The 22,916-nt window shown below is 67.2% G+C and carries 24 protein-coding genes and 1 tRNA gene; 19 read left to right on the top strand and 6 right to left on the bottom strand.

What is annotated here, in order from left to right:
• Positions 1-2 precede the first annotated feature (2 nt).
• A complete protein-coding gene (locus tag KF889_26315; GenBank protein MBX3502975.1) occupies positions 3-488 on the top strand; it encodes an L-2-amino-thiazoline-4-carboxylic acid hydrolase in 486 nt (161 codons plus the stop codon).
• On the opposite strand, the gene lipB is transcribed toward KF889_26315, so the two are convergent.
• Positions 464-1,159, bottom strand: coding sequence for a lipoyl(octanoyl) transferase LipB (gene lipB, locus KF889_26310; GenBank protein ID MBX3502974.1), 696 nt, complete (start codon positions 1,157-1,159; stop codon positions 464-466). The two genes, KF889_26315 and lipB, sit on opposite strands and share 25 nt — an antisense overlap.
• 125 nt (positions 1,160-1,284) lie before the next feature.
• On the opposite strand from lipB, the gene KF889_26305 reads away from it, so the two are divergent.
• The 4 genes from KF889_26305 to KF889_26290 all read left to right on the top strand — a co-directional run bounded on the left by KF889_26305 (position 1,285) and on the right by KF889_26290 (position 6,610).
• Positions 1,285-1,369: transfer RNA gene (locus KF889_26305), tRNA-Leu, on the top strand.
• Between the two features lie 90 nt (positions 1,370-1,459).
• Positions 1,460-3,742, top strand: coding sequence for an NADP-dependent malic enzyme (locus tag KF889_26300; protein ID MBX3502973.1), 2,283 nt, complete (start codon positions 1,460-1,462; stop codon positions 3,740-3,742).
• Positions 3,743-3,814: 72 nt separating this feature from the next.
• Positions 3,815-5,197 carry a magnesium transporter gene (gene mgtE, locus KF889_26295; GenBank protein ID MBX3502972.1) on the top strand — a complete coding sequence of 461 codons (1,383 nt, stop codon included), beginning with the start codon at positions 3,815-3,817 and terminating at the stop codon, positions 5,195-5,197.
• A gap of 240 nt (positions 5,198-5,437) precedes the next feature.
• Positions 5,438-6,610, top strand: a complete 1,173-nt coding sequence (locus KF889_26290; protein MBX3502971.1) for an isovaleryl-CoA dehydrogenase — start codon at positions 5,438-5,440, stop codon at positions 6,608-6,610.
• On the opposite strand, the gene KF889_26285 is transcribed toward KF889_26290, so the two are convergent.
• Positions 6,611-7,102 (bottom strand): ATP-binding protein, encoded by a 492-nt coding sequence (locus tag KF889_26285; GenBank protein MBX3502970.1) that lies wholly within the window; start codon positions 7,100-7,102, stop codon positions 6,611-6,613. It lies immediately after the preceding gene.
• A 13-nt stretch (positions 7,103-7,115) separates the two neighbouring features.
• Entirely contained in the window at positions 7,116-7,562 is a 447-nt protein-coding gene (locus tag KF889_26280) for a winged helix-turn-helix transcriptional regulator (protein ID MBX3502969.1), read from the bottom strand.
• Positions 7,563-7,665: 103 nt separating this feature from the next.
• Between KF889_26280 and KF889_26275 the strand changes: the two genes are divergently transcribed.
• The 5 genes from KF889_26275 to KF889_26255 all read left to right on the top strand — a co-directional run bounded on the left by KF889_26275 (position 7,666) and on the right by KF889_26255 (position 12,405).
• Entirely contained in the window at positions 7,666-8,307 is a 642-nt protein-coding gene (locus tag KF889_26275) for a TetR/AcrR family transcriptional regulator (GenBank protein ID MBX3502968.1), read from the top strand.
• Positions 8,304-9,509, top strand: a complete 1,206-nt coding sequence (locus KF889_26270; protein ID MBX3502967.1) for an ABC transporter substrate-binding protein — start codon at positions 8,304-8,306, stop codon at positions 9,507-9,509. The genes KF889_26275 and KF889_26270 overlap by 4 nt, the downstream gene beginning before the upstream one ends.
• A 19-nt stretch (positions 9,510-9,528) precedes the next feature.
• Positions 9,529-11,052 carry an AMP-binding protein gene (locus KF889_26265; protein MBX3502966.1) on the top strand — a complete coding sequence of 508 codons (1,524 nt, stop codon included), beginning with the start codon at positions 9,529-9,531 and terminating at the stop codon, positions 11,050-11,052.
• 170 nt (positions 11,053-11,222) lie between these two features.
• Positions 11,223-11,903: a sulfite oxidase-like oxidoreductase gene (locus KF889_26260; GenBank protein MBX3502965.1), complete on the top strand. Its 681-nt coding sequence runs from the start codon at positions 11,223-11,225 to the stop codon at positions 11,901-11,903.
• A gap of 22 nt (positions 11,904-11,925) precedes the next feature.
• Positions 11,926-12,405, top strand: coding sequence for a glutathione peroxidase (locus KF889_26255; protein MBX3502964.1), 480 nt, complete (start codon positions 11,926-11,928; stop codon positions 12,403-12,405).
• Between the two features lies 1 nt (position 12,406).
• Here the strand turns inward: KF889_26255 and KF889_26250 are convergent, their stop codons facing one another.
• The 3 genes from KF889_26250 to KF889_26240 are packed head-to-tail and all read right to left on the bottom strand — an operon-like array spanning position 12,407 to position 14,374.
• Positions 12,407-12,994, bottom strand: coding sequence for a hypothetical protein (locus tag KF889_26250; protein ID MBX3502963.1), 588 nt, complete (start codon positions 12,992-12,994; stop codon positions 12,407-12,409).
• A 35-nt stretch (positions 12,995-13,029) separates the two neighbouring features.
• Positions 13,030-13,791: a uracil-DNA glycosylase gene (locus tag KF889_26245; GenBank protein ID MBX3502962.1), complete on the bottom strand. Its 762-nt coding sequence runs from the start codon at positions 13,789-13,791 to the stop codon at positions 13,030-13,032.
• A complete protein-coding gene (locus KF889_26240; GenBank protein ID MBX3502961.1) occupies positions 13,754-14,374 on the bottom strand; it encodes an NYN domain-containing protein in 621 nt (206 codons plus the stop codon). The genes KF889_26245 and KF889_26240 overlap by 38 nt, the downstream gene beginning before the upstream one ends.
• A gap of 217 nt (positions 14,375-14,591) precedes the next feature.
• Between KF889_26240 and folK the strand changes: the two genes are divergently transcribed.
• The 9 genes from folK to recO all read left to right on the top strand — a co-directional run bounded on the left by folK (position 14,592) and on the right by recO (position 22,791).
• Positions 14,592-15,092 carry a 2-amino-4-hydroxy-6-hydroxymethyldihydropteridine diphosphokinase gene (gene folK, locus KF889_26235; protein MBX3502960.1) on the top strand — a complete coding sequence of 167 codons (501 nt, stop codon included), beginning with the start codon at positions 14,592-14,594 and terminating at the stop codon, positions 15,090-15,092.
• A gap of 66 nt (positions 15,093-15,158) precedes the next feature.
• Positions 15,159-15,527: a DNA-directed RNA polymerase subunit omega gene (gene rpoZ / locus KF889_26230; GenBank protein MBX3502959.1), complete on the top strand. Its 369-nt coding sequence runs from the start codon at positions 15,159-15,161 to the stop codon at positions 15,525-15,527.
• Positions 15,528-15,727: 200 nt separating this feature from the next.
• Positions 15,728-17,908, top strand: coding sequence for a bifunctional (p)ppGpp synthetase/guanosine-3',5'-bis(diphosphate) 3'-pyrophosphohydrolase (locus tag KF889_26225; GenBank protein ID MBX3502958.1), 2,181 nt, complete (start codon positions 15,728-15,730; stop codon positions 17,906-17,908).
• 89 nt (positions 17,909-17,997) lie between these two features.
• Positions 17,998-18,744: a pyridoxine 5'-phosphate synthase gene (locus KF889_26220; protein MBX3502957.1), complete on the top strand. Its 747-nt coding sequence runs from the start codon at positions 17,998-18,000 to the stop codon at positions 18,742-18,744.
• Positions 18,745-18,765: 21 nt separating this feature from the next.
• Positions 18,766-19,164 carry a holo-ACP synthase gene (acpS, locus tag KF889_26215; GenBank protein MBX3502956.1) on the top strand — a complete coding sequence of 133 codons (399 nt, stop codon included), beginning with the start codon at positions 18,766-18,768 and terminating at the stop codon, positions 19,162-19,164.
• Positions 19,165-19,408: 244 nt separating this feature from the next.
• The gene (lepB, locus tag KF889_26210) at positions 19,409-20,305 is read left to right on the top strand and encodes a signal peptidase I (protein ID MBX3502955.1); all 897 of its coding nucleotides are present in this window, start codon (positions 19,409-19,411) and stop codon (positions 20,303-20,305) included.
• Between the two features lie 55 nt (positions 20,306-20,360).
• On the top strand, positions 20,361-21,035 hold the full coding sequence (gene rnc / locus KF889_26205; protein MBX3502954.1) for a ribonuclease III: 675 nt from the start codon (positions 20,361-20,363) through the stop codon (positions 21,033-21,035).
• A 14-nt stretch (positions 21,036-21,049) separates the two neighbouring features.
• Positions 21,050-21,961: a GTPase Era gene (gene era, locus KF889_26200; GenBank protein MBX3502953.1), complete on the top strand. Its 912-nt coding sequence runs from the start codon at positions 21,050-21,052 to the stop codon at positions 21,959-21,961.
• Between the two features lie 104 nt (positions 21,962-22,065).
• Positions 22,066-22,791, top strand: a complete 726-nt coding sequence (recO, locus tag KF889_26195) for a DNA repair protein RecO (protein ID MBX3502952.1) — start codon at positions 22,066-22,068, stop codon at positions 22,789-22,791.
• The last annotated feature ends 125 nt before the right edge of the window (positions 22,792-22,916 follow it).

Here is a 22,916-nt window from a genome sequence, read left to right as displayed (position 1 = left end):
GCATGACCGAGATCGCATCCCAGGTGTCGCTGATGGACGAGGTGAAGGCGCAGGCGCGCGTGCTGGTGCCGGTGCTCAAGACGCTGCGGGCCGAGCTCGGCGCGGAGCGCGCCAACCGCCTCGTCGGCGGGGCGCTGCGCGAGTGGTCGAAGGGCCTCTATCACCGCATCGGCGCGGCTGAAACGGGCGGGCCGAAGCAGCGATTCGACGCCATCTGGGCCGATCTGCGCCCGCGGATCGGTGACTCGGTCGAGCGCGACATGCTGCGCGAGGATGCCGAGGCGCGCGACTACAACATCACGCGTTGCCGCTACGCCGAGTTCTTCAAGGCGCTGGGCGAGCCCGATCTCGGCACGATCCTGCTGTGCGAGATCGACTTCCACATCGCCGACGTCGGCGGCCCGGAGATCGAGTTCACGCGCACCCAGACCATCATGAAGGGCGCGCCGTACTGCGATTTCCGCTATCGGATGAAGACGGGCGCCTGACAATTCGCTGCGGACGGGCCGAACACCTCGTCGAACGCCTGGCGCAATGCGACGTCGAGATCGGCCATGGTGACGGGCAGGCCGAGATCGACCAGCGAGGTCACGCCGTAGCCCTGGATGCCGCAGGGCACGATGCCCTGGAAATGGCTGAGGTCGGGGTCGACGTTGATCGAGATGCCGTGGAAGGCCACCCAATGGCGCACGCGCACGCCGATGGCGGCGATCTTGTCCTCGGCCGGCAGCGTCGTGCCATCAGGGGCCAGGATCGGCGGCTTGTCCGGGCGCGCCACCCAGACGCCGATGCGGTCCGACCGGCGCTCGCCGGTGACGTTGAACCGGGCCAAGGCGCGGATGATCCATTCCTCGAGGTCGTGGACATAGCGGCGCACGTCGCTGCGGCGCCGGCGCAGGTCGATCATGGCATAGGCCACGCGCTGGCCGGGGCCGTGATAAGTGTACTGCCCGCCGCGGCCGGCTGCGTAGACCGGGAAGCGATCGGGGCTCAGCAGGTCGGCCGTCCTGGCGCTGGTCCCCGAGGTATAGAGCGGGGGATGCTGCAGCAGCCAGACCTGCTCGGCGGCCGTGCCGGCGCGGATCGCCGCCACCCGGGCTTCCATCGTCGCCAGGGCCTCGGGATAGGGCACCAGCCGGTCCTCGACCCGCCATTCCATGGCCGTGAGATAGGCTTTCGGCCTGGGACGGTCAAACCGTTGCCTCCAGAGGGGCGATTTGCTATCTCCCCGGCCGGTTTGGCCGACAGGCCCGACCGGGCATCCAGGCCGGCCGATCGGTGTTTGCGCCCGTGGCGGAATTGGTAGACGCACCAGCTTGAGGTGCTGGCGGGTAACACCGTGGAAGTTCGAGTCTTCTCGGGCGCACCAATCATCCGTTCGTAACCGGCAAGATGCGACAAGGAGGCCGCCCCGATCAGGGGCGGCCGCTTTGTTTGGGGTGCATACCCGGGAGGAAACATGGCCGAGGAACTCGCCGACGCCGCGCTGCGCTATCACCGCCAGCCACGCCCGGGAAAGATCGAGGTCACGCCGATCAAGCCGCTGGCCACCCAGCGCGATCTGTCGCTGGCCTATTCGCCCGGCGTCGCCGCCGCCTGCAACGCCATCGTCGCCGACCCGGCCGAGGCGGCCACCGTCACCTCCCGCGCCAACCTGGTGGCGGTGATCACCAACGGCACCGCCGTGCTCGGCCTGGGCGATATCGGCCCGCTGGCCGCCAAGCCGGTGATGGAAGGCAAGGGGGTGCTGTTCAAGAAGTTCGCCGGCATCGACGTCTTCGACATCGAGGTCGCCGAGAAGGATCCGCAGAAGCTGATCGACATCGTCGCGGCGCTCGAGCCGACCTTCGGCGGCATCAACCTCGAGGACATCAAGGCGCCGGAGTGCTTCACCGTCGAGCGCGCGCTGCGCGAGCGCATGAAGATCCCGGTGTTCCACGACGACCAGCACGGCACCGCGATCATCGTCGGCGCCGCCGTGACCAACGGCCTGAAGCTGGTGGGCAAGAACATCGCCAATGTGAAGCTGGTGTGCTCCGGCGCCGGCGCCGCGGCGCTCTCCTGCCTCGACATCCTGGTCAAGCTCGGCCTGCCGGTCGGAAATATCTGGGTCAGCGATATCGAGGGCGTGGTCTACGAAGGCCGCAACACGCTGATGGATCCGTGGAAGGAGCGCTACGCGCGCGCCACGGACAAGCGCACCCTGGGCGAGATCATCGACGGCGCCGACGTCTTCCTCGGCCTGTCGGCCGGCGGCGTGCTCAAGCGCGACATGGTCGCGCGCATGAACAAGAAGCCGCTGATCCTGGCGCTCGCCAACCCCAACCCGGAGATCATGCCGGAGGACGTCAAGGCGGTGCGCGACGACGCCATCATCGCCACCGGCCGCAGCGATTACCCCAACCAAGTCAACAACGTCCTGTGCTTCCCCTTCATCTTCCGCGGCGCGCTCGATGTCGGCGCCACCACGGTCAACGACGAGATGAAGGTGGCCTGCGTGCAGGCGCTGGCGCGGCTGGCGCACGCCGAATCCTCCGAGGTCGTCGCCAAGGCCTTCGGCGAGGGCAGCGACGGATTCGGCGCCGAGCAGATCATTCCCAAGCCGTTCGATCCGCGACTGATCGTCGAGCTTGCGCCGGCGGTAGCCCAGGCCGCGATGGACAGCGGCGTGGCCACAAGGCCGATCGCCGACATGGCGACCTACCGTCACCGGCTGGAGCAGTTCGTCTTCCGCTCCGGCCTGATCATGCGCCCGGTATTCGACCAGGCCAGGCGCGACCCCAAGCGGGTGATCTTCAGCGCCGGCGAGGACGATCGCGTGCTGCGCGCCGTGCAAGTGCTGCTCGACGAGAAGCTGGCGCAGCCGATCCTGATCGGCCGACCCGAGATCGTCGCCCATCGCGCCCAGCGCCTGGGCCTGCGCTTTCGGCCCGGCGAGGATGTCGAGCTGATCAACCCGGCAAGCGATCCGCGCTTCGATTCCTACTGGTCGACCTATCACGAGATCATGGAACGCCGCGGCGTCACGCCGGTGGCGGCGCGCAACCTCGTGCGCTCCAGCCCGACGCTGATCGGCGCGCTGGCGGTGCGCAAGGGTGACGCTGATGCGTTGATCGCCGGCACCTTCGGCAGGTACCGCACGCATTTCAATCACGTACGGGACGTGATCGGCCTGCGCGAGGGCATCGAGCGGTTTGCCGCCGTCAGCCTGATCGTGTTGCCCAAGATGCCGCTGTTCATCTGCGACACCTATATCAACGAGAATCCGGATCCCGAGGAGATCGCCGACACCACGGTGCTGGCGGCCGAGGAGGTGCGCCGCTTCGGCATCGAGCCTAAGGTGGCGCTGCTGTCGCATTCCAATTTCGGCAGCGCTGATTCCGCCTCCGCCGAGAAGATGCGCGCCGCGCTGAAGCTGATCTGGCAGCGCGCGCCGGAACTCGAGGTCGATGGCGAGATGCACGGTGACTGCGCGCTCGACGAGGAGATCAGGCGCGAGCTGTTTCCGCGCTCCAGGCTGCAGGGGCCGGCCAACCTGCTGGTCTGCCCGTCGCTCGATTCCGCCAATATCGCCTTCAACCTGCTCAAGGCTGCGGCCGACGGGCTGCATGTCGGACCGATCCTGCTGGGCCCGCGCCTGCCGGCGCATATCCTGACGCCGTCCGTAACGGCGCGCGGCATCGTCAACATGAGCGCGCTCGCTGTGGTCGACGCGCAGGAGGCCGCGCGGCGCATTGGCTGATCGGCCACCGTTCCTGCCTACCCCCACTGTCGGGGAAGGCCGAGAGAGAGATAGCGTACCAAGGAGACCGCCATGGCCGACACTGCGCGCGCTCCCGGCGAGGAAAGTGAGAGCCTGGAGGAGGTAACCGAGACGCTGCTGCGCACCGTACTCGAGCACCTCGAACATGGACGAGTCGACGAGATTCGCGCCATCGCCGCCGATCTGAGTCCGGCCGGCGTCGCTCACCTGCTGGAGCAGGTCCGTTCGGACGCGCGGAACCAGCTCATCGGCATCCTGAAGCGCGACCTCGACCCCGAAACCCTGGTCGAGCTCGATGATGACGTGCGCGACGAGGTGCTGGAGGCGCTCGAGCCCAGGGACATCGCCGAGGCGGCGCGCGAGCTCGATACGGACGACGCTGCCGACATCATCGAGGACCTGCCCGACGAGGAACGCGCGCAGGTGCTGGCGGCGCTGCCGGCCGACGAGCGCGCGGCGATCGAGGCGACGCTGGCCTATCCGGAGTACACTGCCGGCCGTCTGATGCAGCGCGAGCTTGTGGCGGTGCCAAGCACGTGGACCGTCGGCCAGGTCATCGACTACTGCCGCGAGGCCACCGATCTGCCGGACGACGTCTACGACCTCTTCGTTGTCGATGAGCAACGCCGTTTGTTGGGATCGGTCGCGCTGGGCCGCATGCTGCGCACCAAGCGCCCGGTGCCGATCATCGAGATCATGGACCCCGACATTCCTTCGATCCCGGTGACGACGGAGCAGGAGCAGGTCGCGCACATCTTCCGCGACCAGAATCTGGTGTCCTGTCCGGTGATCGATTCCTCGGACCGCCTGCTGGGCGTGATCATGGTCGACGACGTGCTTGATGTCATCGACGAGGAGGCTGAGGACGATCTGCTGAAGATGGGTGGCGTGCGCGAGGATGACGTCCACGCGCCCATGGTGCGCACGGCGCGCCAGCGCTTCTGGTGGCTGCTGGTCAATCTCGGCACGGCGCTGCTGGCCTCGCTAGCAATCGGCCAGTTCGAGGACGAGCTGCAGAAGATCGTGGCGCTGGCCGTGCTGATGCCGATCGTCGCCTCGATGGGCGGCAATGCCGGCATGCAGACCGTCACCGTTGCGGTGCGCGCGTTGGCAATGGGCGAGCTTACCATCGCCAATGTCGCGCGCTTCGTGATCAAGGAGCTGTTCGTCGGTGGCGCCAACGGCTTCACTTTCGCACTGCTGCTCGGGGCCATCACCTGGCTGCGCTTCGATGACCTGCGCATCGCCCTGGTGATCGCCGCCGCGATGATCATCAATCTGGTCATCGCCGCATTCTCAGGCGCGTTGATACCGTTGGGCCTGCGTCGGGCCGGGGTGGATCCCGCGGTGTCGTCCACCGTGATCCTGACGGCCGTGACCGATGTGGTAGGCTTCTGCGCTTTCCTGGGGCTTGCGGCAGTCTTTCTGCTTTAGGGCCAGTGCGGATTGGACCAACCGCCCCAGCCGTTCGGCCCGTGCCTTTCCGACCGCGCCGCCCAGGCGATCGCGACTGACTGTTGCAGGGCAGCCGGATCCCGGCAGCCTTGCGGGCGCAAGCGCGTCGCTGCCGCCAGCCGAGGGGATAGGACCCTGCACAGCTCGTCGATTCAGGCCGACAGGCGCGATGATTTCGTGGATCATGCCCTCCAAGCGTCACGAGGAACCGTTGCGATCATGATTTCCAACCGCATGCCGCCCTTCGACTTCATGCTGGGCGAGACCGCCGATGCGATTCGCGAGACGGTGCAGCGCTTCACCGCCGACGACGTGGCACCGATCGCCAACGAGCTCGACAGGACCGATCGCTTCCCGCGCGAGCTGTGGCCGCGGATGGGTGCGCTGGGCCTGCTGGGCATCACGGTCGAGGAGGAATATGGCGGCGCCGGGCTGGGCTATCTCGAGCAGGCGATCGCGGTCGAGGAGATCAGCCGTGGCTCGGCGGCGGTCGGCCTGAGCTACGGCGCGCATTCCAACCTCTGCGTCAACCAGATTCGCCGCAACGGCAGCGACGAGCTGAAACGCCGGTATCTGCCCAAGCTGATCTCCGGCGAGCATGTCGGCAGCCTCGCCATGAGCGAGACTGGCGCCGGCTCCGACGTGGTGTCGATGAAGCTGCGCGCCGAGAAGAAGGGCGATCGCTACGTGCTCAACGGCACGAAGATGTGGATTACCAACAGCCCCGACGCGCAGGTCATCGTCGTCTATGCCAAGACCGATCCGGCGGCGGGTCCTCGCGGCATGACGACCTTCGTCGTCGAGACTGGATTCAAGGGATTCAAGGTGGCGCAGAAGCTCGACAAGATGGGCATGCGCGGCTCCTCGACCGGCGAGCTGGTGTTCGAGGATGTCGAGATTCCCGAGGAGAACGTGCTGGGCCAGGTCGGCAAGGGCGTCAACGTGCTGATGTCCGGCCTCGACTATGAACGCGCGGTGCTGGCGGCCGGCCCGTTGGGCATCATGCAGAGCTGCATGGACGTGGTCGTGCCCTACATCCACGAACGCAAGCAGTTCGGCCAGCCCATCGGCACCTTCCAGCTGATCCAGGGCAAGGTCGCCGACATGTACACCGTGATGAACGCCGCGCGCGCCTACGTCTACGCGGTCAACCGGGCCTGCGACGCCGGCAAGACCACGCGCAAGGACGCCGCCGGCGCGATCCTCTATGCCGCCGAGAAGGCCACCCTGATCGCGCTCGACGCCATCCAGATCCTCGGCGGCAACGGCTACATCAACGACTATCCCACCGGCCGCTTCCTGCGCGACGCCAAGCTCTACGAGATCGGCGCCGGCACCTCGGAGATCCGCCGCTGGCTGATCGGCCGCGAGCTGTTCGAGGAAACCGCCTGATCAGACCCGCACGCCGTCGAGAGCAGCCATCTCGTCCGTGCCGGGCGGCTGCCATATCGACTCGATGCCATCGAACATGAAGCGCGTGACGGCGAGTCGATAGGTCTCGCCCTTGCGGTCATTGCGCTCCTGCACGCGGCGCCAGCGTTCATCCGCCGCGACATCGACATGGTGCAGCTTGACCGGCACGCCGGCCTCGCGCGCCTTGTCGGCGAAGCGCTTACGGTCGGCGGCACGCAGGAATGAGAGATCCAGCACGGCTGGTACACCGCGGCCCGCGGTTTGCAGCGCCAGGATCGCGATGAGATCCTCGCAGCGGCGCACGCGTGTGGAAATCCAGCCCCAGTCCGGCGGTTGTGGCGCATCCGGGCCGTAGAGGCTCACCATCCACTCATCGATCGAGAAGTGGACCGCGCCGGTCTGCCGGCAGAGCTCCAGTGCATATGTCGTCTTGCCGGCGCCGGTGGAGCCGCAGATAAGGTGCAGGATCATCAGGGGACTCTGTTCAGGCGATGTCGCCGGGCTGGCCTGACGTGAGGCGGGCGAGCAGGGACGCCAGCGTGGCGATCTCCTCGTCGGCCCAGCGGTCGCGGAAGACGCCCTCGGCCATCTGCTCCAGCGAGGCACGGGCATTGGCGATCGCCTTGCGGCCGCCGGCGGTCAGCACGACATAGGCCAGCCGCGCATCGCGCGGGTTGGATTGCCGGCCGACCATGCCGATCTTTTCCAGCGGCGAGGTCATGCGGGTGACGGTCGACGGGCTGACGCTCAGACGCTGGGCGAGGTCGACGCGGCTGAGCCGGTTCGAGGGTGCGCGCTCGAGATGCATCAGCAGCAGCACCTCGTTGAGGCCCAGGCCGTGCAGGACGCCCAGCCCGCGGGAGAAGCGGTCGGCGATAGCGGCCTGGGCGCGCAGCAGGTGGATGACCGCGGCAAAGGAGGGGGCCGGCATCGGCAGGATATAGGCCGAGATAGTGCCGTACGCAAGTATTGTGCAATCTATAGGACCGGAAGCTTGGGTTGACTATCAGTTCACGCTGTGAATTAAAGAGGCCGTGCCCAAGATCCTATCCGCCGAGGACATCGCGGGTTTCCGCAGCGAGCTCTGTCGCGTCGCGACCGAGCGCTTCGCGCGCTACGGCTATGACGGCGTGACCATGCGCCAGCTCGCCGACGACCTGGGCTGCAGTCCCAAGACGCCGTACCGCTACTTCAAGGACAAGGACGAGATCCTGGCGGCGGTGCGCGCCGACGCCTTCCGGCGCTTTGCCGACGCGCTGGAAGCGGAGGCCGGACGGCACGCCGATCCGGCGAGGCGGGCTCGCGCCGTGGGCCAGGCCTATCTCGACTTCGCGCTCGCCAACCCGGCAGCCTACCGCATCATGTTCGACCACCACCGCGCCGAGGACACCGAGCATCCCGAGTTGGCGCGGGAGTCCAAGCGGGCGCGCGGCTTCATCACGCGGCAGGCCGAGGACATGGCTTCGGTCGGGCTGGTCGAGGGCGACGCACGTATCGTCGGCTACGCCATGTGGGCGGCGGTGCATGGCCTGGTGGTGCTGCGTCTGGCCGGCTTCCTCAGCGAAGATGCGGGGTTCCGCGATCTGCACGCCGCGACCATGCGGCTGATCGCGCGCGGCGCGCGCGCGGCGAAGGACGAGGCGCCGAAGAAACGCGAGAGGAGGGGACAGTCATGAAGCGACGTGCATTTTCGTTGGGCGCGTTGGCGGTACCGGTAGTCGGCAGCGCCGCCTGGGCCAAGAGCTATGGGCCCGGCGCCAGCGACAGCGAGATCAGGCTGGGCCAGAGCATGCCCTATAGCGGCCCGGTCTCGGCTCTGGGTGTCGTCGGCAAGTCGCAGGCGGCGTATTTCCGCATGCTCAACGAGACGCAGAAGGGCATCAACGGCCGCAAGGTGACGTTGGTCAGCCTCGACGACGGCTACAGCCCGCCCAAGACCGTGGAGATGACGCGCCAGCTGGTCGAGAGCGAGAAGGTGCTGGCCATCGTCAATACACTGGGCACCGCCACCAACCGCGCGATCCATCGCTATCTCAATCAGCGCAAGGTGCCGCAGCTGTTCATTCTGACGGGCGCCTCGCAATGGAACGATCCCAAGAACCATCCCTGGACCATGATGGGGATGATCGCCTATGAGACCGAGGGCGAGGTCTACGCGCGCCACATCCTGCAGAGCACGCCCAATGCCAGGATCGCGCTGCTTCGCCAGAACGACGATTTCGGCAAGGACTACGCCGAGGGCTTCCGCCACGCGCTCGGTGCGAAGGCCAAGGACATGATCGTGGCCGAGGTGACCTACGAGACGACCGATCCAACGGTCGATTCGCAGGTCATCCAGCTGCGCGCCAGCAACGCAGACGCACTGTTCGTCATCGCCACGGGCAAGCATGCGACGCAGGCGATCCGCAAGGCGCGCGAGCTCGGCTGGAAGGCCCAGGTCTACCTGCCAGTGGGCTCGTCCTCGGTCGTCGGCGTGCTGCGTCCGGCCGGTACCGACGCCGCGACCGGCGTGATCACCGCGGCGAACGCCAAGAGCCCGGGCGATCCAGCCTGGGAGGACGACGCCGGGATGAAAGAGTACTACGCCTTCATCAAGCGCTGGGCACCGGAGCTCAATCCGCACGATTCCTTCGCCGCCGCCGGCTTCACCTACGGCCACCTGATCGCCCATGTGCTGCGCCAGTGCGGCGACGAGCTGACGCGCGAGAACGTCATGAAGCAGGCCGCGAGCCTGAAGGGATACACCTCGCCGCTGACCCTGCCGGGCATCACGCTCGACACCTCGGCGAACGACTACAAGCCCTACCAGAAGCTGCGCTTGCAGCGCTTCGACGGCACGTCCTACCGTCTGATCGGCGACGTCATCGAGGCTGGCTGAGGAGGCCGCATTGAGCCGCATCATCTCGGGCGAGCGCGAACGCTCGCATGTCGCGCTGGCGGCACGCGCGGCCAGGGCGGCCGGCGCGCTGAAGGCACTGGGCGTGGGCGAAGACGATTCGATTGCGCTTCTGCTGCGCAACGATCTCGAGCTGTTCGAGGCCAATATGGCGGCCTCGCTGCTGGGCGCCTATGCGGTGCCGATCAACTGGCATTTCACCGGCGAGGAGGCGGGCTACATCCTGAGCGACAGCGGCGCCAAGGCGCTGGTGGCACATGCCGATCTGCTGGCGAAGGTGAGGGACGCGATCCCCGCCGGAGTGAAGGTGCTGGCGGTCGAGACGCCGCCGGAGATCGCCGCGGCGTATGCCGTCGGCGACGAGCAGGCGAATGTGCCTGACGGCGTCACCGCCTGGGACGACTTTCTCGCCGCCGCCACGCCGCATATGCAGCCGCCGCCGGCGTCGCGCGGCAGCATGATCTACACCTCTGGGACCACCGGAAAGCCGAAGGGCGTGCGGCGGCGGCCGACGCCGCCCGAGGTGCAGCAATCGATGATGGATCAGGTCGCGGTGGTCTGGGATCTTAGGGCCGACCCCGGCACTGTCGTCCTGATGAACGGGCCGATGTACCACTCCGCGCCCGCGGCCTACGGCATGGTCGCGGCGCGGTTGGGGCTGACCATCGTGCTGCAGCCGCGCTTCGAGGCCGAGGACATGCTCAGGCTGATCGATCGCCACAAGGTCAGTCACATGCACATCGTGCCCACCATGTTCGTGCGCCTGCTGCGCCTGCCGCAGGAGGTGAAGGGGAAGTACGACGTCTCCTCGCTGCGCTTCCTGACCCATGGCGCCGCGCCCTGCGCGCCCGCGGTGAAGCGCGGCATGATCGAGTGGTGGGGACCGGTGATCAACGAGTACTACGGCGCCACCGAGACCGGTGTCGTGGTCTGGCACACCTCGGAGGAGGCGTTGAAGAAGCCCGGCACGGTGGGCCGCGTGGTGCCCGGCGGCATCCTGCGCATCGTCGACGAGCAGGGCCGCGACGTGAAGCAGGGCGAGGTGGGCGAGATCTACCTCAAGGCGCCCGGGCTGAGCGATTTCACCTACAACAACGACGACGCAAAGCGCCGCGACGTGGCGCTGGGCGATCTCGTGACGGTCGGCGATGTCGGCTACATGGACGCCGACGGCTACGTCTTCCTGTGCGATCGCAAGCGCGACATGATCATCTCCGGCGGCGTGAACATCTATCCGGCGGAGATCGAGTCGGTGCTGATCCAGATGCCCGGCGTGCGCGACTGTGCCGTGTTCGGCATTCCCGACGAGGAATTCGGCGAGGCGATCTGCGCTCATATCCAGCCGATCGACGGCAATGCCATCGGCGCCGGCGACGTGCGCGCATATCTTGCGGAGCGACTGGCGAAGTACAAGATCCCCAAGGTCGTCGAATTTACGCCGGAGCTGCCGCGCGAGGATTCCGGCAAGATCTTCAAGCGCAAGCTCCGCCAGCCCTACTGGGAGAAGGCGGGCCGCACGATCTGACGTCTTGCCTACCTTCCCCCGGAGGGGGAAGGTGGCAGCGCGCGAAGCGCGATGACGGATGGGGGATGTCGAGGACGAACGCAGGAGTCCGTCTTCGACATCCCCCTTCCGCCCTTCGGGCACCTTCCCCCTCCGGGGGAAGGGAAGGCGAGCGACGGAGTTCGGTGGTGATGCAGGACGATGACAGTGTCGGCTTGTTCGGCCGGATCAGGGATAAGCTGATCGACAGCAAGCAGAAATGGGCGCGTGACGGCCGCTTGCTGACCGGCGCGGCCGATTTGCGTCGCGCCAACCGTCTGCCGCCGGGCCAGCGCTTGGTGCAGAACTGGCCGGTGCTCGATCTCGGCGTGCAGCCCGACATCCCCACCAGCATCTGGCGCATCACCATCGACGGGCTCGTCGAGATCCCCACAGTGTGGAAGTGGGGCGAGTTCACCGACGAGCCGATGGTGCGTCATCGCAGCGACATCCACTGCGTCACCGCCTGGTCGCGCTACGACAACGACTGGGAGGGCGTGAGCGCGCGGCATATCCTCGATGTCGTCAAGCCGAAGCCCGAGGCACGGCACGTGATCTTCCATTCCTATGACACCTATACGACCAACGTGCCGCTCGACTGCTTTGCCGACGACGATGTCCTGCTGGCGATCAAGTGGAATGGCGAGCCGATCAGCCAGGAGCACGGCGGGCCGGTGCGCGTGGTGATGCCCAAGCTCTATTTCTGGAAGAGCGCAAAGTGGATCAAGCGCATCGAGTTCAGCCAGCACGACAAGCCGGGATTCTGGGAAGTGCGCGGCTATCACAATCACGGCGATCCGTGGCTCGAGCAGCGCTACGACACGGAGAGCTGAAGCGGTCCCAAAGGAGCAGAAGATGCCGGCAACCGATTTCACCTTCACCGACATCGACGGCGCCGACCTGCCGATGAGCCGCTTTGCTGGCAAGCCGGTGCTGCTGGTCAACGTCGCCTCGGCCTGCGGGTTCACGCCGCAATACGCCGACCTGCAGAAGCTGCACGAAACCTATGGCCCGAAGGGTCTCGTCGTGCTTGGCGTGCCGTCCAACGATTTCGGTGCCCAGGAACCGGGCAGCGAGCAGCAGATCCGTGCCTTCTGCGAAACGCGCTTCGGCGTGACCTTCCCGATGACGTCCAAGCAGGCGGTGATCGGCGCTTCAGCGCATCCGCTCTATTGCTGGATAGCGTCGGAGCTCGGCGAAGGCGCCGCGCCGCGCTGGAACTTCCACAAGTACCTGATCGGCCGCGACGGCCAGTTGCTTGAGGCCTGGTCGAGCCGCGTTGCTCCGATGTCGAAGGAAGTGACCGGCGCGGTCGAGAAGGCGTTGGCGGCCTGAGCTATGCCTGCAGCGCGCGTCGGAAATTGGCGCGCGCGATCGGCTCGAAGCGCTGGCGGAAGTACGGCGTGTGGAACACGTGCTCGCGCTCCAGCATGGAGCGGTAGAACTCCTTGCGCGCCAGCTTGCACGAATCGCCCGGCGGGTAGAGATGGCGGAACTCGCGGTCGATGTCGGCGCTGTGCTGCTGGAACTCCTCCCACGGCGCCGCCAGGCGCCACAGGTCGAGGTCGCAGACGCGCTCGGCCGCCGGCGACGGCGGATCGACATGTGTCGTGGCCTCGATGATCGCCGCGGCGTCGTCGATCATCTGCTGCGGCGGCGCCGGGATCGTGCCGGCGCGCACCAGGCCGGCCACCGTGGCGCGCATCAGCAGCGCCGAGAGGGTCTCGTTCATGCCCTTGGGGGCCCCGGGCACATAGACGGCGTCGTGGAACAGGATGGCGAGCCGCTCTGTCTCGGTCAGATCGGGGGTGTGCTCGGCCGCAAGCTCCAGCAGCTCGAGCACGTGGCGCTCGTCGTGATAGGCGCGATGCGGCTGGCGATGATGCGATAGGGCCGCTTCCAGCAGGGGGTCTTTGTCGGGCATTTCAGGGCGCAGCATACGCCGGCGGCGGCGTGGCGTCAGCCCGCCAGACGCTCCAGGACGGACCGGAACACGTCGTGGAACATGGCCTCGGTCAGGCGCCCGGTATTCGTGTTGTAGCGCGAGCAGTGGTAGCTGTCGGCCAGCGCCAGGCCGCTGGGCAGATCGTGCAGGCGATTATGGACGAAGGGGAACCTGCCGGCCGGCCGCACATGCAGTGCGCGAAGTGCCTGGTCGTGCGCGCCTTTGCCCAGCGCCACCAGCACCTTGAGGTTTGGCATGCTGGCGATCTCGCTCACCAGGAACGGCCGGCAGTGACCGAACTCCGTGGGCAGGGGCTTGTTCTCGGGCGGCACGCAGCGCACGGCGTTGGCGATGCGGCAATCGAGCAGTTCCAGCCCGTCCCCCGGATCGGCGCGGAAGGTGCCGCGCGCCAGGCCGAATCTCAGCAGGGTCGAGTACAGCAGGTCGCCAGCGTAGTCGCCGGTGAAGGGCCGCCCGGTGCGGTTGGCGCCGCGCAGGCCAGGCGCCAGGCCGACGATCAGCAGCCGCGCGGTGATCGGCCCGAAGGAGGGCACCGGCGCATTGTGCCAGTCGGCGTGCTCGGCGCGATGCAGGTGGCGGAAATCGACCAGTCGCGGACAGAGCGGGCAGTCACGCGAGGGCGGGGTGAAGGTGGTGCTGTCGGACACGGCGCGGACATTAGGCAAATGAGAAGGGGGCCGCAGCCCCCTTTCGTCGATCCGGTCGAGGGAGGCCGCCTCAGGCTGAGCGCACCATCTGGCCGTCGTCGTCGGCATCAGCGTCCGGCCGCTGGATCGGGCTGGTCTGGCGCGACGGGCGGTCGGCGGCGGAGCGCGCGATCAGCGGCGCCAGCTCGGCCAGCTCGATGAACTCGTCGGCCTGGCGACGCAGCTCGTCGGCGACCATCGGGGGCGCCGACTTGATGGTGCTGACCACCGAGACGCGCAGGCCGCGGCGCTGCACGGCTTCGACCAGGCGGCGGAAGTCGCCGTCGCCCGAGAACACCACGACGTGGTCGAGATGCTCGGCCATTTCCAGGACATCGATGGCCAGCTCGATGTCCATGTTGCCCTTGATCTTGCGACGCCCCATGGCGTCGGTGAATTCCTTGGTCGGCTTGGTCACCATCGTGTAGCCGTTGTAGTCGAGCCAGTCGACCAGCGGACGGATGGGCGAGTATTCCTGATCCTCGACCAGCGCCGTGTAGTAGTAGGCACGCACCAGTCGGCCGCGGTCGCGGAAGACCTTCAGCAGCTTGCGGTAGTCGATATCGAAGCCCAGGGCGCGGGCGGCAGAGTAGAGATTGGCACCGTCGATGAAGAGGGCTAGGCGCTCTTCGGGGTAGAAATGATTTTTCATCGCACTAATCCTTATGAGTCCAGAGGGGAGGTAATTCTTGGTTGGCTGGCACAGTTGGTTCCATGCCGCCGACAATTCGGAAACGACGCAAACTACCACTGAGTGTACGTGAGTCAATTGCGGACGGCAAGATGTTGACGATTTATCAACGACTTCGACGTTTCTCGCAGTTCTCGGTCATAAACTGCTGACAGTGCTTGGGAAATAATCAGTGAGCATCTACATCGGTCTGGGCGCCAACCTTCCCCATCCGAAGTTCGGGCCACCGACCCGAACCTTGAGGCACGCGCTCGCCCGCTTGAATGATCGCGGTGTCCGCGTGGTCAGACGCTCGCCCTGGTACCGCACGGCGCCCGTGCCGGCGTCCGACCAGCCCTGGTACATCAACGCCGTGGCCGAGGTCGCCACCGGTCTGGGCCCCGACGCCCTCCTGGCGACAATGCATGGCATCGAGGACGATTTCGGGCGCGTGCGCTCGGTTCGCAATGCCCCACGCTTCATAGACCTTGATCTCGTTGACTATAGGTCGATTATTAATCGGTTGAATTATATAGGAATATCAATCATTCCTCATGTGAAACTTGAAGAAAGGGCCTTTGTCCTTCTGCCCCTGCGGGACATCGCGCCTGACTGGCGGCATCCGCTCACCGGTGCGGCGATCGACGCGCTGATTGCGGCCCTGCCGGCCGGCCAGGCGGCCGAGCGCCTGCCCGCCTGAAGGCTTGCCATCGGCGCCTGCCGCCGGTATCACCGCGCTCCCCATTTGCCGTGATGGAGGCCCTCAGTGGCACGCGTCACCGTCGAAGACTGCATCGTCCAGGTACCCAACCGTTTCGATCTCGTCATGCTGGCGGCCCAGCGTGCGCGCGACATCTCGGCCGGCGCGCCGCTGATGCTCGACCGCGACCGCGACAAGAACCCGGTCGTCGCCCTGCGCGAGATCGCCGAGTCCAAGATGCAGCTCGACGTGCTGCGCGAGTCGATCGTCAAGGGCCTGCAGAAGCACTCCGATATCGACCGTCCGGAAGAGGGCGGCGAAATGCTGGAGCTCGAGCAGGAACTGGCCGCGACACTGGCGCAGCAGGGCGCCGAGGCCGCGCAGCCGCGCGCGCTGCCGGGCGCCGACGAGTACGACGATACCGATCAGCCGTAGATCGGTCAGGGACCTTACGTTTTCGCGAGCGCCGGTCGGGTCCGCCGACCGGCGCTTTGCCGTTTCCGACTGTCATCCCGATCGCAGCGGGGGATCCGGGATACCGCCGGGATCCCTCGCTGCGCTCGGGATGACAACGATTGCGGCGGCGCCGAGCGCCACGCGTGGCGATCCCGCGTCGCAGCGATTATATTCGACGCATGATTCGCCAGTTCGAGCTGGTTGAGCGCGTCAAGGCCTACGATCCCGGTGCTGACGAGGATCTGCTGAACCGCGCCTATGTCTACGGCCTGCGCAAGCACGGCGCGCAGACGCGCGCCTCGGGCGATCCCTATTTCTCGCATCCCCTCGAGGTCGCCGGCATCCTCACCGACATGCGGCTCGACAGCGCCTCGATCGTCACCGCGCTCCTGCACGACACGGTCGAGGACACCGACGCCACGCTGGAGGAGATCGAGCAGCTCTTCGGCCCCAAGATCGCCAAGCTGGTCGACGGCGTGACCAAGCTGTCTCGGCTGGAGCTGCAATCGGACCGCACCAAGCAGGCGGAGAACTTCCGCAAGCTGGTGCTGGCGATGTCCGACGACATCCGCGTGCTGCTGGTCAAGCTGGCCGACCGGCTGCACAACATGAAGACGCTGAATTACATCAAGGAGGACGAACGTCGCCGCCGCATCGCGCGCGAGACAATGGACATCTACGCGCCGCTCGCCTCGCGCATCGGCATGGAGCGCGTCAAGGACCAGCTCGAGGACATGGCCTTCGCCGAGCTCAATCCCGAGGGCCGCCAATCGGTCGTGGCGCGGCTCGACTTCCTGCGCGAGAGGGGCCGCAGTGCCGTGCCGCGCATCGTCGCCGAGCTGGGCGCCACGCTGAAGGAGCAGGGACTGCAGGCCGAGGTCAGCGGTCGCGAGAAATCGCCCTACTCGATCTGGCGCAAAATGCAGCGCAAGAACGTCTCGTTCGAGCAGCTCTCCGACATCATGGCCTTCCGGGTCGTGGTCGGCACGATCGCCGATTGCTACGGGGCGCTGGGCGCAATTCACGCGCGCTACCGCGTCGTGCCGGATCGCTTCAAGGACTATCTCTCGCTGCCCAAGCCCAACGGCTACCGCTCGCTGCATACCGGCGTGCTCGGGCCGCTGAACCATCGCATCGAGATCCAGATCCGCACCAGCGAGATGCACGAGGAGGCCGAGCACGGCGTCGCCGCCCACTGGATCTACAAGGACGGCGACAGCCATACCGAGGGCCGTCAGTACCGCTGGCTGCGCGAGCTGCTGGAGATCCTCGACAAGGCCTCCGGCCCGGAGGAGTTCCTCGAGCACACCAAGCTCGAGATGTTCCAGGACCAGGTGTTCTGCTTCACGCCCAAGGGCGAGCTGATCACCCTGCCGCGCGGCTCCACCCCGATCGACTTCGCCTACGCCGTGCACTCGCAGATCGGCGACACCTGCGTCGGCGCCAAGGTCAACGGCCGCATCGTTCCGCTGCGGCACGAGCTGCGCAACGGCGACCAGGTCGAGATCTCGACCTCCAAGGCGCAGACGCCGTCACCGGAATGGGAACGCTTCGTCGTCACCGGCAAGGCCAAGGCGGCGATCCGCCGTTTCGTGCGCACGCGCCAGCGCGAGCAGTATCTGACCCTTGGCCGCTCGATGCTGTCGCGCGCCTTCACCGACAGCGGCGAGACGCAGACCGAGAAGGGCCTGCAGGGCGTGCTGGCCAACTTCAAGCAGGCCAGCGTCGAGGACCTGCACGCCGCGATCGGCGCCGGCCTCGTCTCGGCGCGCGACGTGGTGATGGCGGTCTATCCCGGGCTGAAGGCGCAACGCACGCGCGGCGCCAAGGGCGCCGACGTCGTGCCGTTGGCGCGTGCCCGCGCCAGGCTGCGCGACCAGGGCGATTCGGGTGCCGATGGCAAGGGCACCGCGATCGCCATCCGCGGCCTGATCCCGGGCATGGCGGTGCACTTCGCGCGCTGCTGCCACCCGCTGCCGGGCGACCGTATCGTCGGCATCATCACCACGGGCAAGGGCGTGACGATCCACACCATCGACTGCGAGACCCTGGAGAGCTTCGCCGACACGCCCGAGCGCTGGATCGATGTCGGCTGGCAGGCCAGCGGCGAGAACATCGGCAAGTATGTCGGCCGCCTGAAGATCACGGTGGCCAACCAGCCCGGTACCTTGTCGAGCATGACGACGGTGATCGCCAAGAACGACGGCAACATCAACAACCTCAAGATCGTCAACCGCTCGCCCGACTTCTTCGACATGATCGTCGATATTGAGGTCAACGACGTGCGGCATCTGGCGGAGATCACCGCGGCACTGCGGGCGACGCCGGTGATCAATGCGGTGGAGCGGGCGCGGATGTGACTTTGTCCCACAATGCGGACAATCTCCTGGCGGACGCTGAATGGACGTCTCCGTAGCATCGCGGCGACGATCAACCTGTCGGACTCTCCATGACCGCCGCCCATCAGCGCCTCGGGATCAACGTCGATCACGTCGCCACCGTGCGCAACGCGCGCGGCGGCAGCACGCCCGATCCGGTGCGTGCGGCGCTGCTGGCGAAGGAGGCGGGGGCCGACGGTATCACCGCGCATCTGCGCGAGGATCGCCGGCACATCATCGACGCCGACATTCCGCGGCTGGTAAGCGAGGTCGCGCTGCCGCTGAACTTCGAGATGGCGGCGACCGAGGAGATGCTGGCGATCGCGCTCAAGCACCGGCCGCACGCCGCCTGCATCGTGCCGGAGAAGCGCGAGGAGCGCACGACTGAGGGCGGGCTCGACGCCGCCGGCCAGCACAACAACCTCAAGCCGATCGTGACCCGCCTGCGCGATGCCGGCATCCGCGTGTCGCTGTTCGTCGAGGCCGATTCGCGGCAGCTCGAGGCGGCGGTGTCGCTGGGCGCACCTGTGGTCGAGCTGCACACCGGCCGATACTGCGAGATCGAGGGTGCCGAGCGCGCCGCCGAGCTGGCGCGCATCCAGAAGGCGGCCGCGCTGTGCGAGACGCTGGGCCTGGAGTGCCATGCCGGGCACGGGCTGAACTACGAGAACGTCGCACCGATCTCGGCCATCGCCAATGTGCGGGAGCTGAACATCGGTCATTTCCTGGTCGGCGAGGCGATCTTCGTCGGATTCGTGCCGGCGATCCGCGAGATGCGCCGGATCATGGACTTCGCGCGCGGGGTGGCGAAAGCCTGAGCTTCGCGCTATGGGCGGGGCATGATCATCGGCATCGGCAGCGACCTGATCGACATCCGCCGCATCGAGAAGAGCCTGGAGCGCTTCGGCGACCGCTTCACGCACCGGGTGTTCACCGATATCGAGCGGGCCAAATCGGACGGCCGGGCGATGCGGGCGGCGAGCTACGCCAAGCGCTTCGCCGTCAAGGAGGCCTGCTCCAAGGCCCTGGGCACCGGCTTCCGCCGGGGCGTCTTCTGGCGCGACATGGGGGTGGTCAACCAGCGCGGCGGCAAGCCCACCGTGGTCATGACCGGCGGCGCGCTGGCCCGGCTTCAGGAGATCACCCCGCCGGGCATGCGGGTCGAGGTCCACGTCACCATCACCGATGACGGGCCGCTGGCCCAGGCCTTCGTGGTCATCGAGGCCCTGCCGGCTTGAGTCGGCAATCGTAGGGAGAATTCCAACCTTGGCCGCTGCTTGGGATGATGCCTGGGCGGTGGGCAGGCAAGCGACAACCGCCTGATTTGTGACCGTGCTGGATCGCCTGCGTTCGTGTGACGCAGGCGGGAATCCCCGGAAATCTCAGGGAAATCAGCAGGACTCGCCCCCCGATCCCTGTTATATCCGCGCTCCGTCGGCCGGTGACCCCGTCCGGCCGGCGCAGGCGATGATGGACGGCGGAATGGCGAGCAGAAACCGGGACAGCAAGGACGAGGGCGGCTGGGGCGAGACCATCCGGACCGTCGTCTATGCCGTGCTGATCGCGCTGGTCGTTCGCACCTTCGCCTTCGAGCCGTTCAACATCCCCAGCGGCTCGATGATCCCGACCCTGCTGGTCGGCGACTACCTGTTCGTCTCGAAATACTCATACGGCTACAGCCGGCACTCCTTCCCGCTGTCGCTGGCGCCGTTCTCGGGCCGGGTCATGGAAAGCGCGCCGCGGCGCGGCGACGTCGCGGTGTTCAAGTACCCCGGCGACCAGGGCGAAGGCATCCACAGGACGGACTACATCAAGCGCATCGTCGGCCTGCCGGGCGACACGGTGCAGGTGAAGGGCGGCGTCCTGCACATCAACGACAAGCCGGTCGAGCGCGCACGCATCGACGACACCGTGCAGGGCAGCGGCGGCGGGACCACGCGCAGCACGCTTTATCGCGAGACCCTGCCCGGCGGTGTGTCGCATCGCATCCTCGAGGAGTCTGACAACGAGCGCTTCGACAACACCGAGGTGTTCAAGGTGCCGCCCGGCCACGTCTTCGTCATGGGCGACAATCGCGACAACTCGGCCGACAGCCGCAGCTTCCTCACCTCGATGGAGCGCATGCCCGACGGGCGTATGCGCCAGGTCGAGACCAAGGTCCAGGGCTGGTATGTGCCGATGGAGAACCTGGTCGGCCGCGCCGAGTTCCTGTTCTTCTCCTACATCGAGACCGGCTACGAGCCGGGCTTCACCGAGCGCCTGCTGAGCGGAGTCTCTCTCGGCGTGATCGGCCGCATTCTCGACGGCATCGGCAACTTCGTCACCGCGCCCTTCGAGGGCCGCATCCGCTGGTCGCGCATCGGCCAGGCGATTCACTGAGGCTCCCGTGGTGGCCGAGCGCCGCAAGACCGGGCGCCGATCGGCCGACGCGCATGTGCGACTGGCCGGGCTGCTCGGCCACAGCTTCAGGAATGCCGCCGTGCTGGACGAGGCGCTGACGCATCGCAGCGCCGCCGAGCGCCAGCGCGTCGACGCGGCGTTCCGCTTCGGCAACGAGCGGCTGGAGTTCCTCGGCGATCGCGTGCTGTCGCTGGTCGTGGCCGACATGCTGCTGGCGCAATTCCCGGCCGAGAGCGAAGGCGAGCTGGCGCGCCGCCACGCCGCCCTGGTCCGCGCCGGCGCCCTGGCGGCGGTGGCGCGCGAGATCGAGCTGGGCGGCGACCTCATCCTGGGAGAGTCGGAGGATGCCACCGGCGGGCGCGACAAGTCGGCAATCCTCGCCGATGCCTGCGAGGCGGTGATCGGCGCGCTCTATATCGACGGCGGCCTTCAGGCAGCGCGCGGCTTCATCGAGCGGCTGTGGCAGCCACTGATCGCCGGCTCACCCAAGCCGCCGCGCGATCCCAAGACCGAGCTGCAGGAATGGGCGCAGGGCCGCGGCCTGCCGCTGCCGGTCTACCGCGAGGTGGGCCGTGAAGGGCCGGCGCACGCGCCCAAGTTCGTCATCGAGGTCGAGGTCAAGGGACATGCCGCCATGCGCGGCGCCGGCGGCAACAAGCGTGAGGCCGAGCGCATCGCCGCGCAGACCCTGCTGGAAACGCTGCGGTGAGTGGCCAGTCGGCGATGAAGACCCGCGCCGGCGTGGTCGCCGTGGTCGGCGCGCCCAACGCCGGCAAGTCGACCCTGGTCAACGCGCTGGTCGGCGCCAAGGTCTCGATCGTCTCGCGCAAGGTGCAGACCACGCGCACGCGCATCATGGGCATCGCCATGCGCGAGCTGCCGGACGGCGGGCGCGCGCAGATCCTGTTCCTCGACACGCCGGGCATCTTCCGCACCCAGAAGCGCCGGCTGGAGCGCGCCATGGTCGCCGCGGCCTGGAAGGGCGCGGAGGAGGGTGATCGCATCCTGCTTGTGATCGACGCCGCCAAGGGGCTGAGCGAGGACGTGCGCGCCATCCTCGAACGGCTGGCGAGCCGGCCCGATCCCAAGATCCTCGTCGTCAACAAGATCGACCTGCTGCCGCGCGAGAAGCTGCTGGCGCTGGTCGCCGAGACCAACCAGGCGCTGGCGTTCGAGCGCACCTTCCTGGTGTCGGCGATCAACGGCGATGGCGTCGGCGACCTGCTCGACCACGTCGCCGCGCAGGCTACGCCCGGCCCGTTTCTCTTCCCCGAGGACCAGACCACCGACATGCCGATGCGGCAGCTGGCGTCGGAGATCGTGCGCGAGCAGGTCTTCGAGCAGCTGCACGAAGAGCTGCCCTACGAGATCGCGGTCGAGACCGAGGGCTGGCAGCAGAAGAAGGACGGCAGCGCGCGAGTCGAATGCACCATCCATGTCGCGCGCGACAACCAGCGCTCGATCGTGCTGGGCAAGGGCGGCGCCAAGATCAAGTCGATCGGCGCGCGCGCGCGGCGCGAGCTGGCCGAGGTGGTCGGCCATCCCGTGCACCTGTTCCTGCACGTCAAGGTCAGTGCCAACTGGGCCGACGACCGCTCGCGCTACACGGCGTGGGGGCTGGAGTACGATGCTTGAACCCATCCCCGTCATCCTGAGCGAAGCGAAGGATCTCGCGGCATGGCGTGTGCGCACCACCGCAAGGTCCTTCGCTTCGCTCAGGACGACGACTTGGTAGTGACATGGACTGGATCGACGATGGCTTCGTCCTGCACACGCGCGAGCATGGCGAGAATGCCATCGTCGCGACGCTGCTGACGCGCGAGCGCGGGCGGCATGCCGGTCTGGTTCACGGGGGCATGTCGTCGCGGCAGCGGCCGCTCTGGCAGCCGGGCAATCTCGTGCGCGTCGAATGGCGCGCGCGCCTGGCCGAGCATCTCGGGACCTATAGGGGCGAGCTGCTGGCCGCCCATGCCGCGCGTGCGCTCGACGATGCACTGGAGCTGAGCGGGCTGAGCGCCGCCTGCGCGCTGATCGACGGCGCGCTGCCGGAGCGCGAGCCGCATTCGGCGATCTACGACGGTTTCGTCGCGCTGATGACCGCGATCGGTCACGAGGGCTGGCCCAGCATCCTGGTTCGACTGGAGCTGGGGCTGTTGCAGGAGCTGGGCTTCGGCCTCGACCTGGAGAAATGCGCCGCCACGGGCGCGACCGACAGGCTCGTCTATGTCTCGCCCAAGACCGGCCGCGCGGTGAGCGAGGAGGCGGGGGCACCCTATGCCGACAGGCTGCTGAAGCTGCCGTCCTTCCTGGTGGTGGGCGGCGCAGCGGGTGTCGAGGACGTGCTGATGGGGCTGGAACTCACCGGCTATTTCATCGAGCGGCACGTGTTCTGGCCACACAATCGCCCCTTGCCGCCGGCCCGAGACCGGTTCCTTGATGCGCTCAAGCGGCAGGCGTCGGAGTAAGTTTTGCTGGCATCCCGAGCGCAGCGAGGGATCTTTTCGTCAGCACCAAGATCCCTCGCTGTGCTCGGGATGACAGAACTGTGGTCGGAAAACCTGCGGAAACATGCCGCTTGCCTCGGCTGCCG

The organism is Alphaproteobacteria bacterium, assembly GCA_019635875.1.
GTDB lineage: Bacteria > Pseudomonadota > Alphaproteobacteria > Reyranellales > Reyranellaceae > JAFAZJ01.
Note: the sequence above shows the minus strand (reverse complement) of the source record. Positions and strands in the feature narration are given on the sequence as shown.

Excerpts from the sequence above, each read along its gene's own strand:
- KF889_26300 (MBX3502973.1), top strand. The coding sequence starts at position 1,460 with ATGGCCGAGGAACTCGCCGACGCCGCGCTGCGCTATCACCGCCAGCCA.
- KF889_26260 (MBX3502965.1), top strand. The coding sequence starts at position 11,223 with ATGCAGGACGATGACAGTGTCGGCTTGTTCGGCCGGATCAGGGATAAG.
- KF889_26270 (MBX3502967.1), top strand. The coding sequence starts at position 8,304 with ATGAAGCGACGTGCATTTTCGTTGGGCGCGTTGGCGGTACCGGTAGTC.
- KF889_26255 (MBX3502964.1), top strand. The coding sequence starts at position 11,926 with ATGCCGGCAACCGATTTCACCTTCACCGACATCGACGGCGCCGACCTG.
- KF889_26290 (MBX3502971.1), top strand. The coding sequence starts at position 5,438 with ATGATTTCCAACCGCATGCCGCCCTTCGACTTCATGCTGGGCGAGACC.
- lepB (MBX3502955.1), top strand. The coding sequence starts at position 19,409 with ATGGCGAGCAGAAACCGGGACAGCAAGGACGAGGGCGGCTGGGGCGAG.
- KF889_26280 (MBX3502969.1), bottom strand. The coding sequence starts at position 7,562 with ATGCCGGCCCCCTCCTTTGCCGCGGTCATCCACCTGCTGCGCGCCCAG.
- KF889_26250 (MBX3502963.1), bottom strand. The coding sequence starts at position 12,994 with ATGCCCGACAAAGACCCCCTGCTGGAAGCGGCCCTATCGCATCATCGC.
- mgtE (MBX3502972.1), top strand. The coding sequence starts at position 3,815 with ATGGCCGACACTGCGCGCGCTCCCGGCGAGGAAAGTGAGAGCCTGGAG.
- KF889_26245 (MBX3502962.1), bottom strand. The coding sequence starts at position 13,791 with ATGCCGACGACGACGGCCAGATGGTGCGCTCAGCCTGAGGCGGCCTCC.
- recO (MBX3502952.1), top strand. The coding sequence starts at position 22,066 with ATGGACTGGATCGACGATGGCTTCGTCCTGCACACGCGCGAGCATGGC.
- KF889_26315 (MBX3502975.1), top strand. The coding sequence starts at position 3 with ATGACCGAGATCGCATCCCAGGTGTCGCTGATGGACGAGGTGAAGGCG.
- KF889_26240 (MBX3502961.1), bottom strand. The coding sequence starts at position 14,374 with ATGAAAAATCATTTCTACCCCGAAGAGCGCCTAGCCCTCTTCATCGAC.
- KF889_26220 (MBX3502957.1), top strand. The coding sequence starts at position 17,998 with ATGACCGCCGCCCATCAGCGCCTCGGGATCAACGTCGATCACGTCGCC.
- era (MBX3502953.1), top strand. The coding sequence starts at position 21,050 with ATGAAGACCCGCGCCGGCGTGGTCGCCGTGGTCGGCGCGCCCAACGCC.
- KF889_26285 (MBX3502970.1), bottom strand. The coding sequence starts at position 7,102 with ATGATCCTGCACCTTATCTGCGGCTCCACCGGCGCCGGCAAGACGACA.
- lipB (MBX3502974.1), bottom strand. The coding sequence starts at position 1,159 with ATGGAATGGCGGGTCGAGGACCGGCTGGTGCCCTATCCCGAGGCCCTG.
- KF889_26225 (MBX3502958.1), top strand. The coding sequence starts at position 15,728 with ATGATTCGCCAGTTCGAGCTGGTTGAGCGCGTCAAGGCCTACGATCCC.
- acpS (MBX3502956.1), top strand. The coding sequence starts at position 18,766 with ATGATCATCGGCATCGGCAGCGACCTGATCGACATCCGCCGCATCGAG.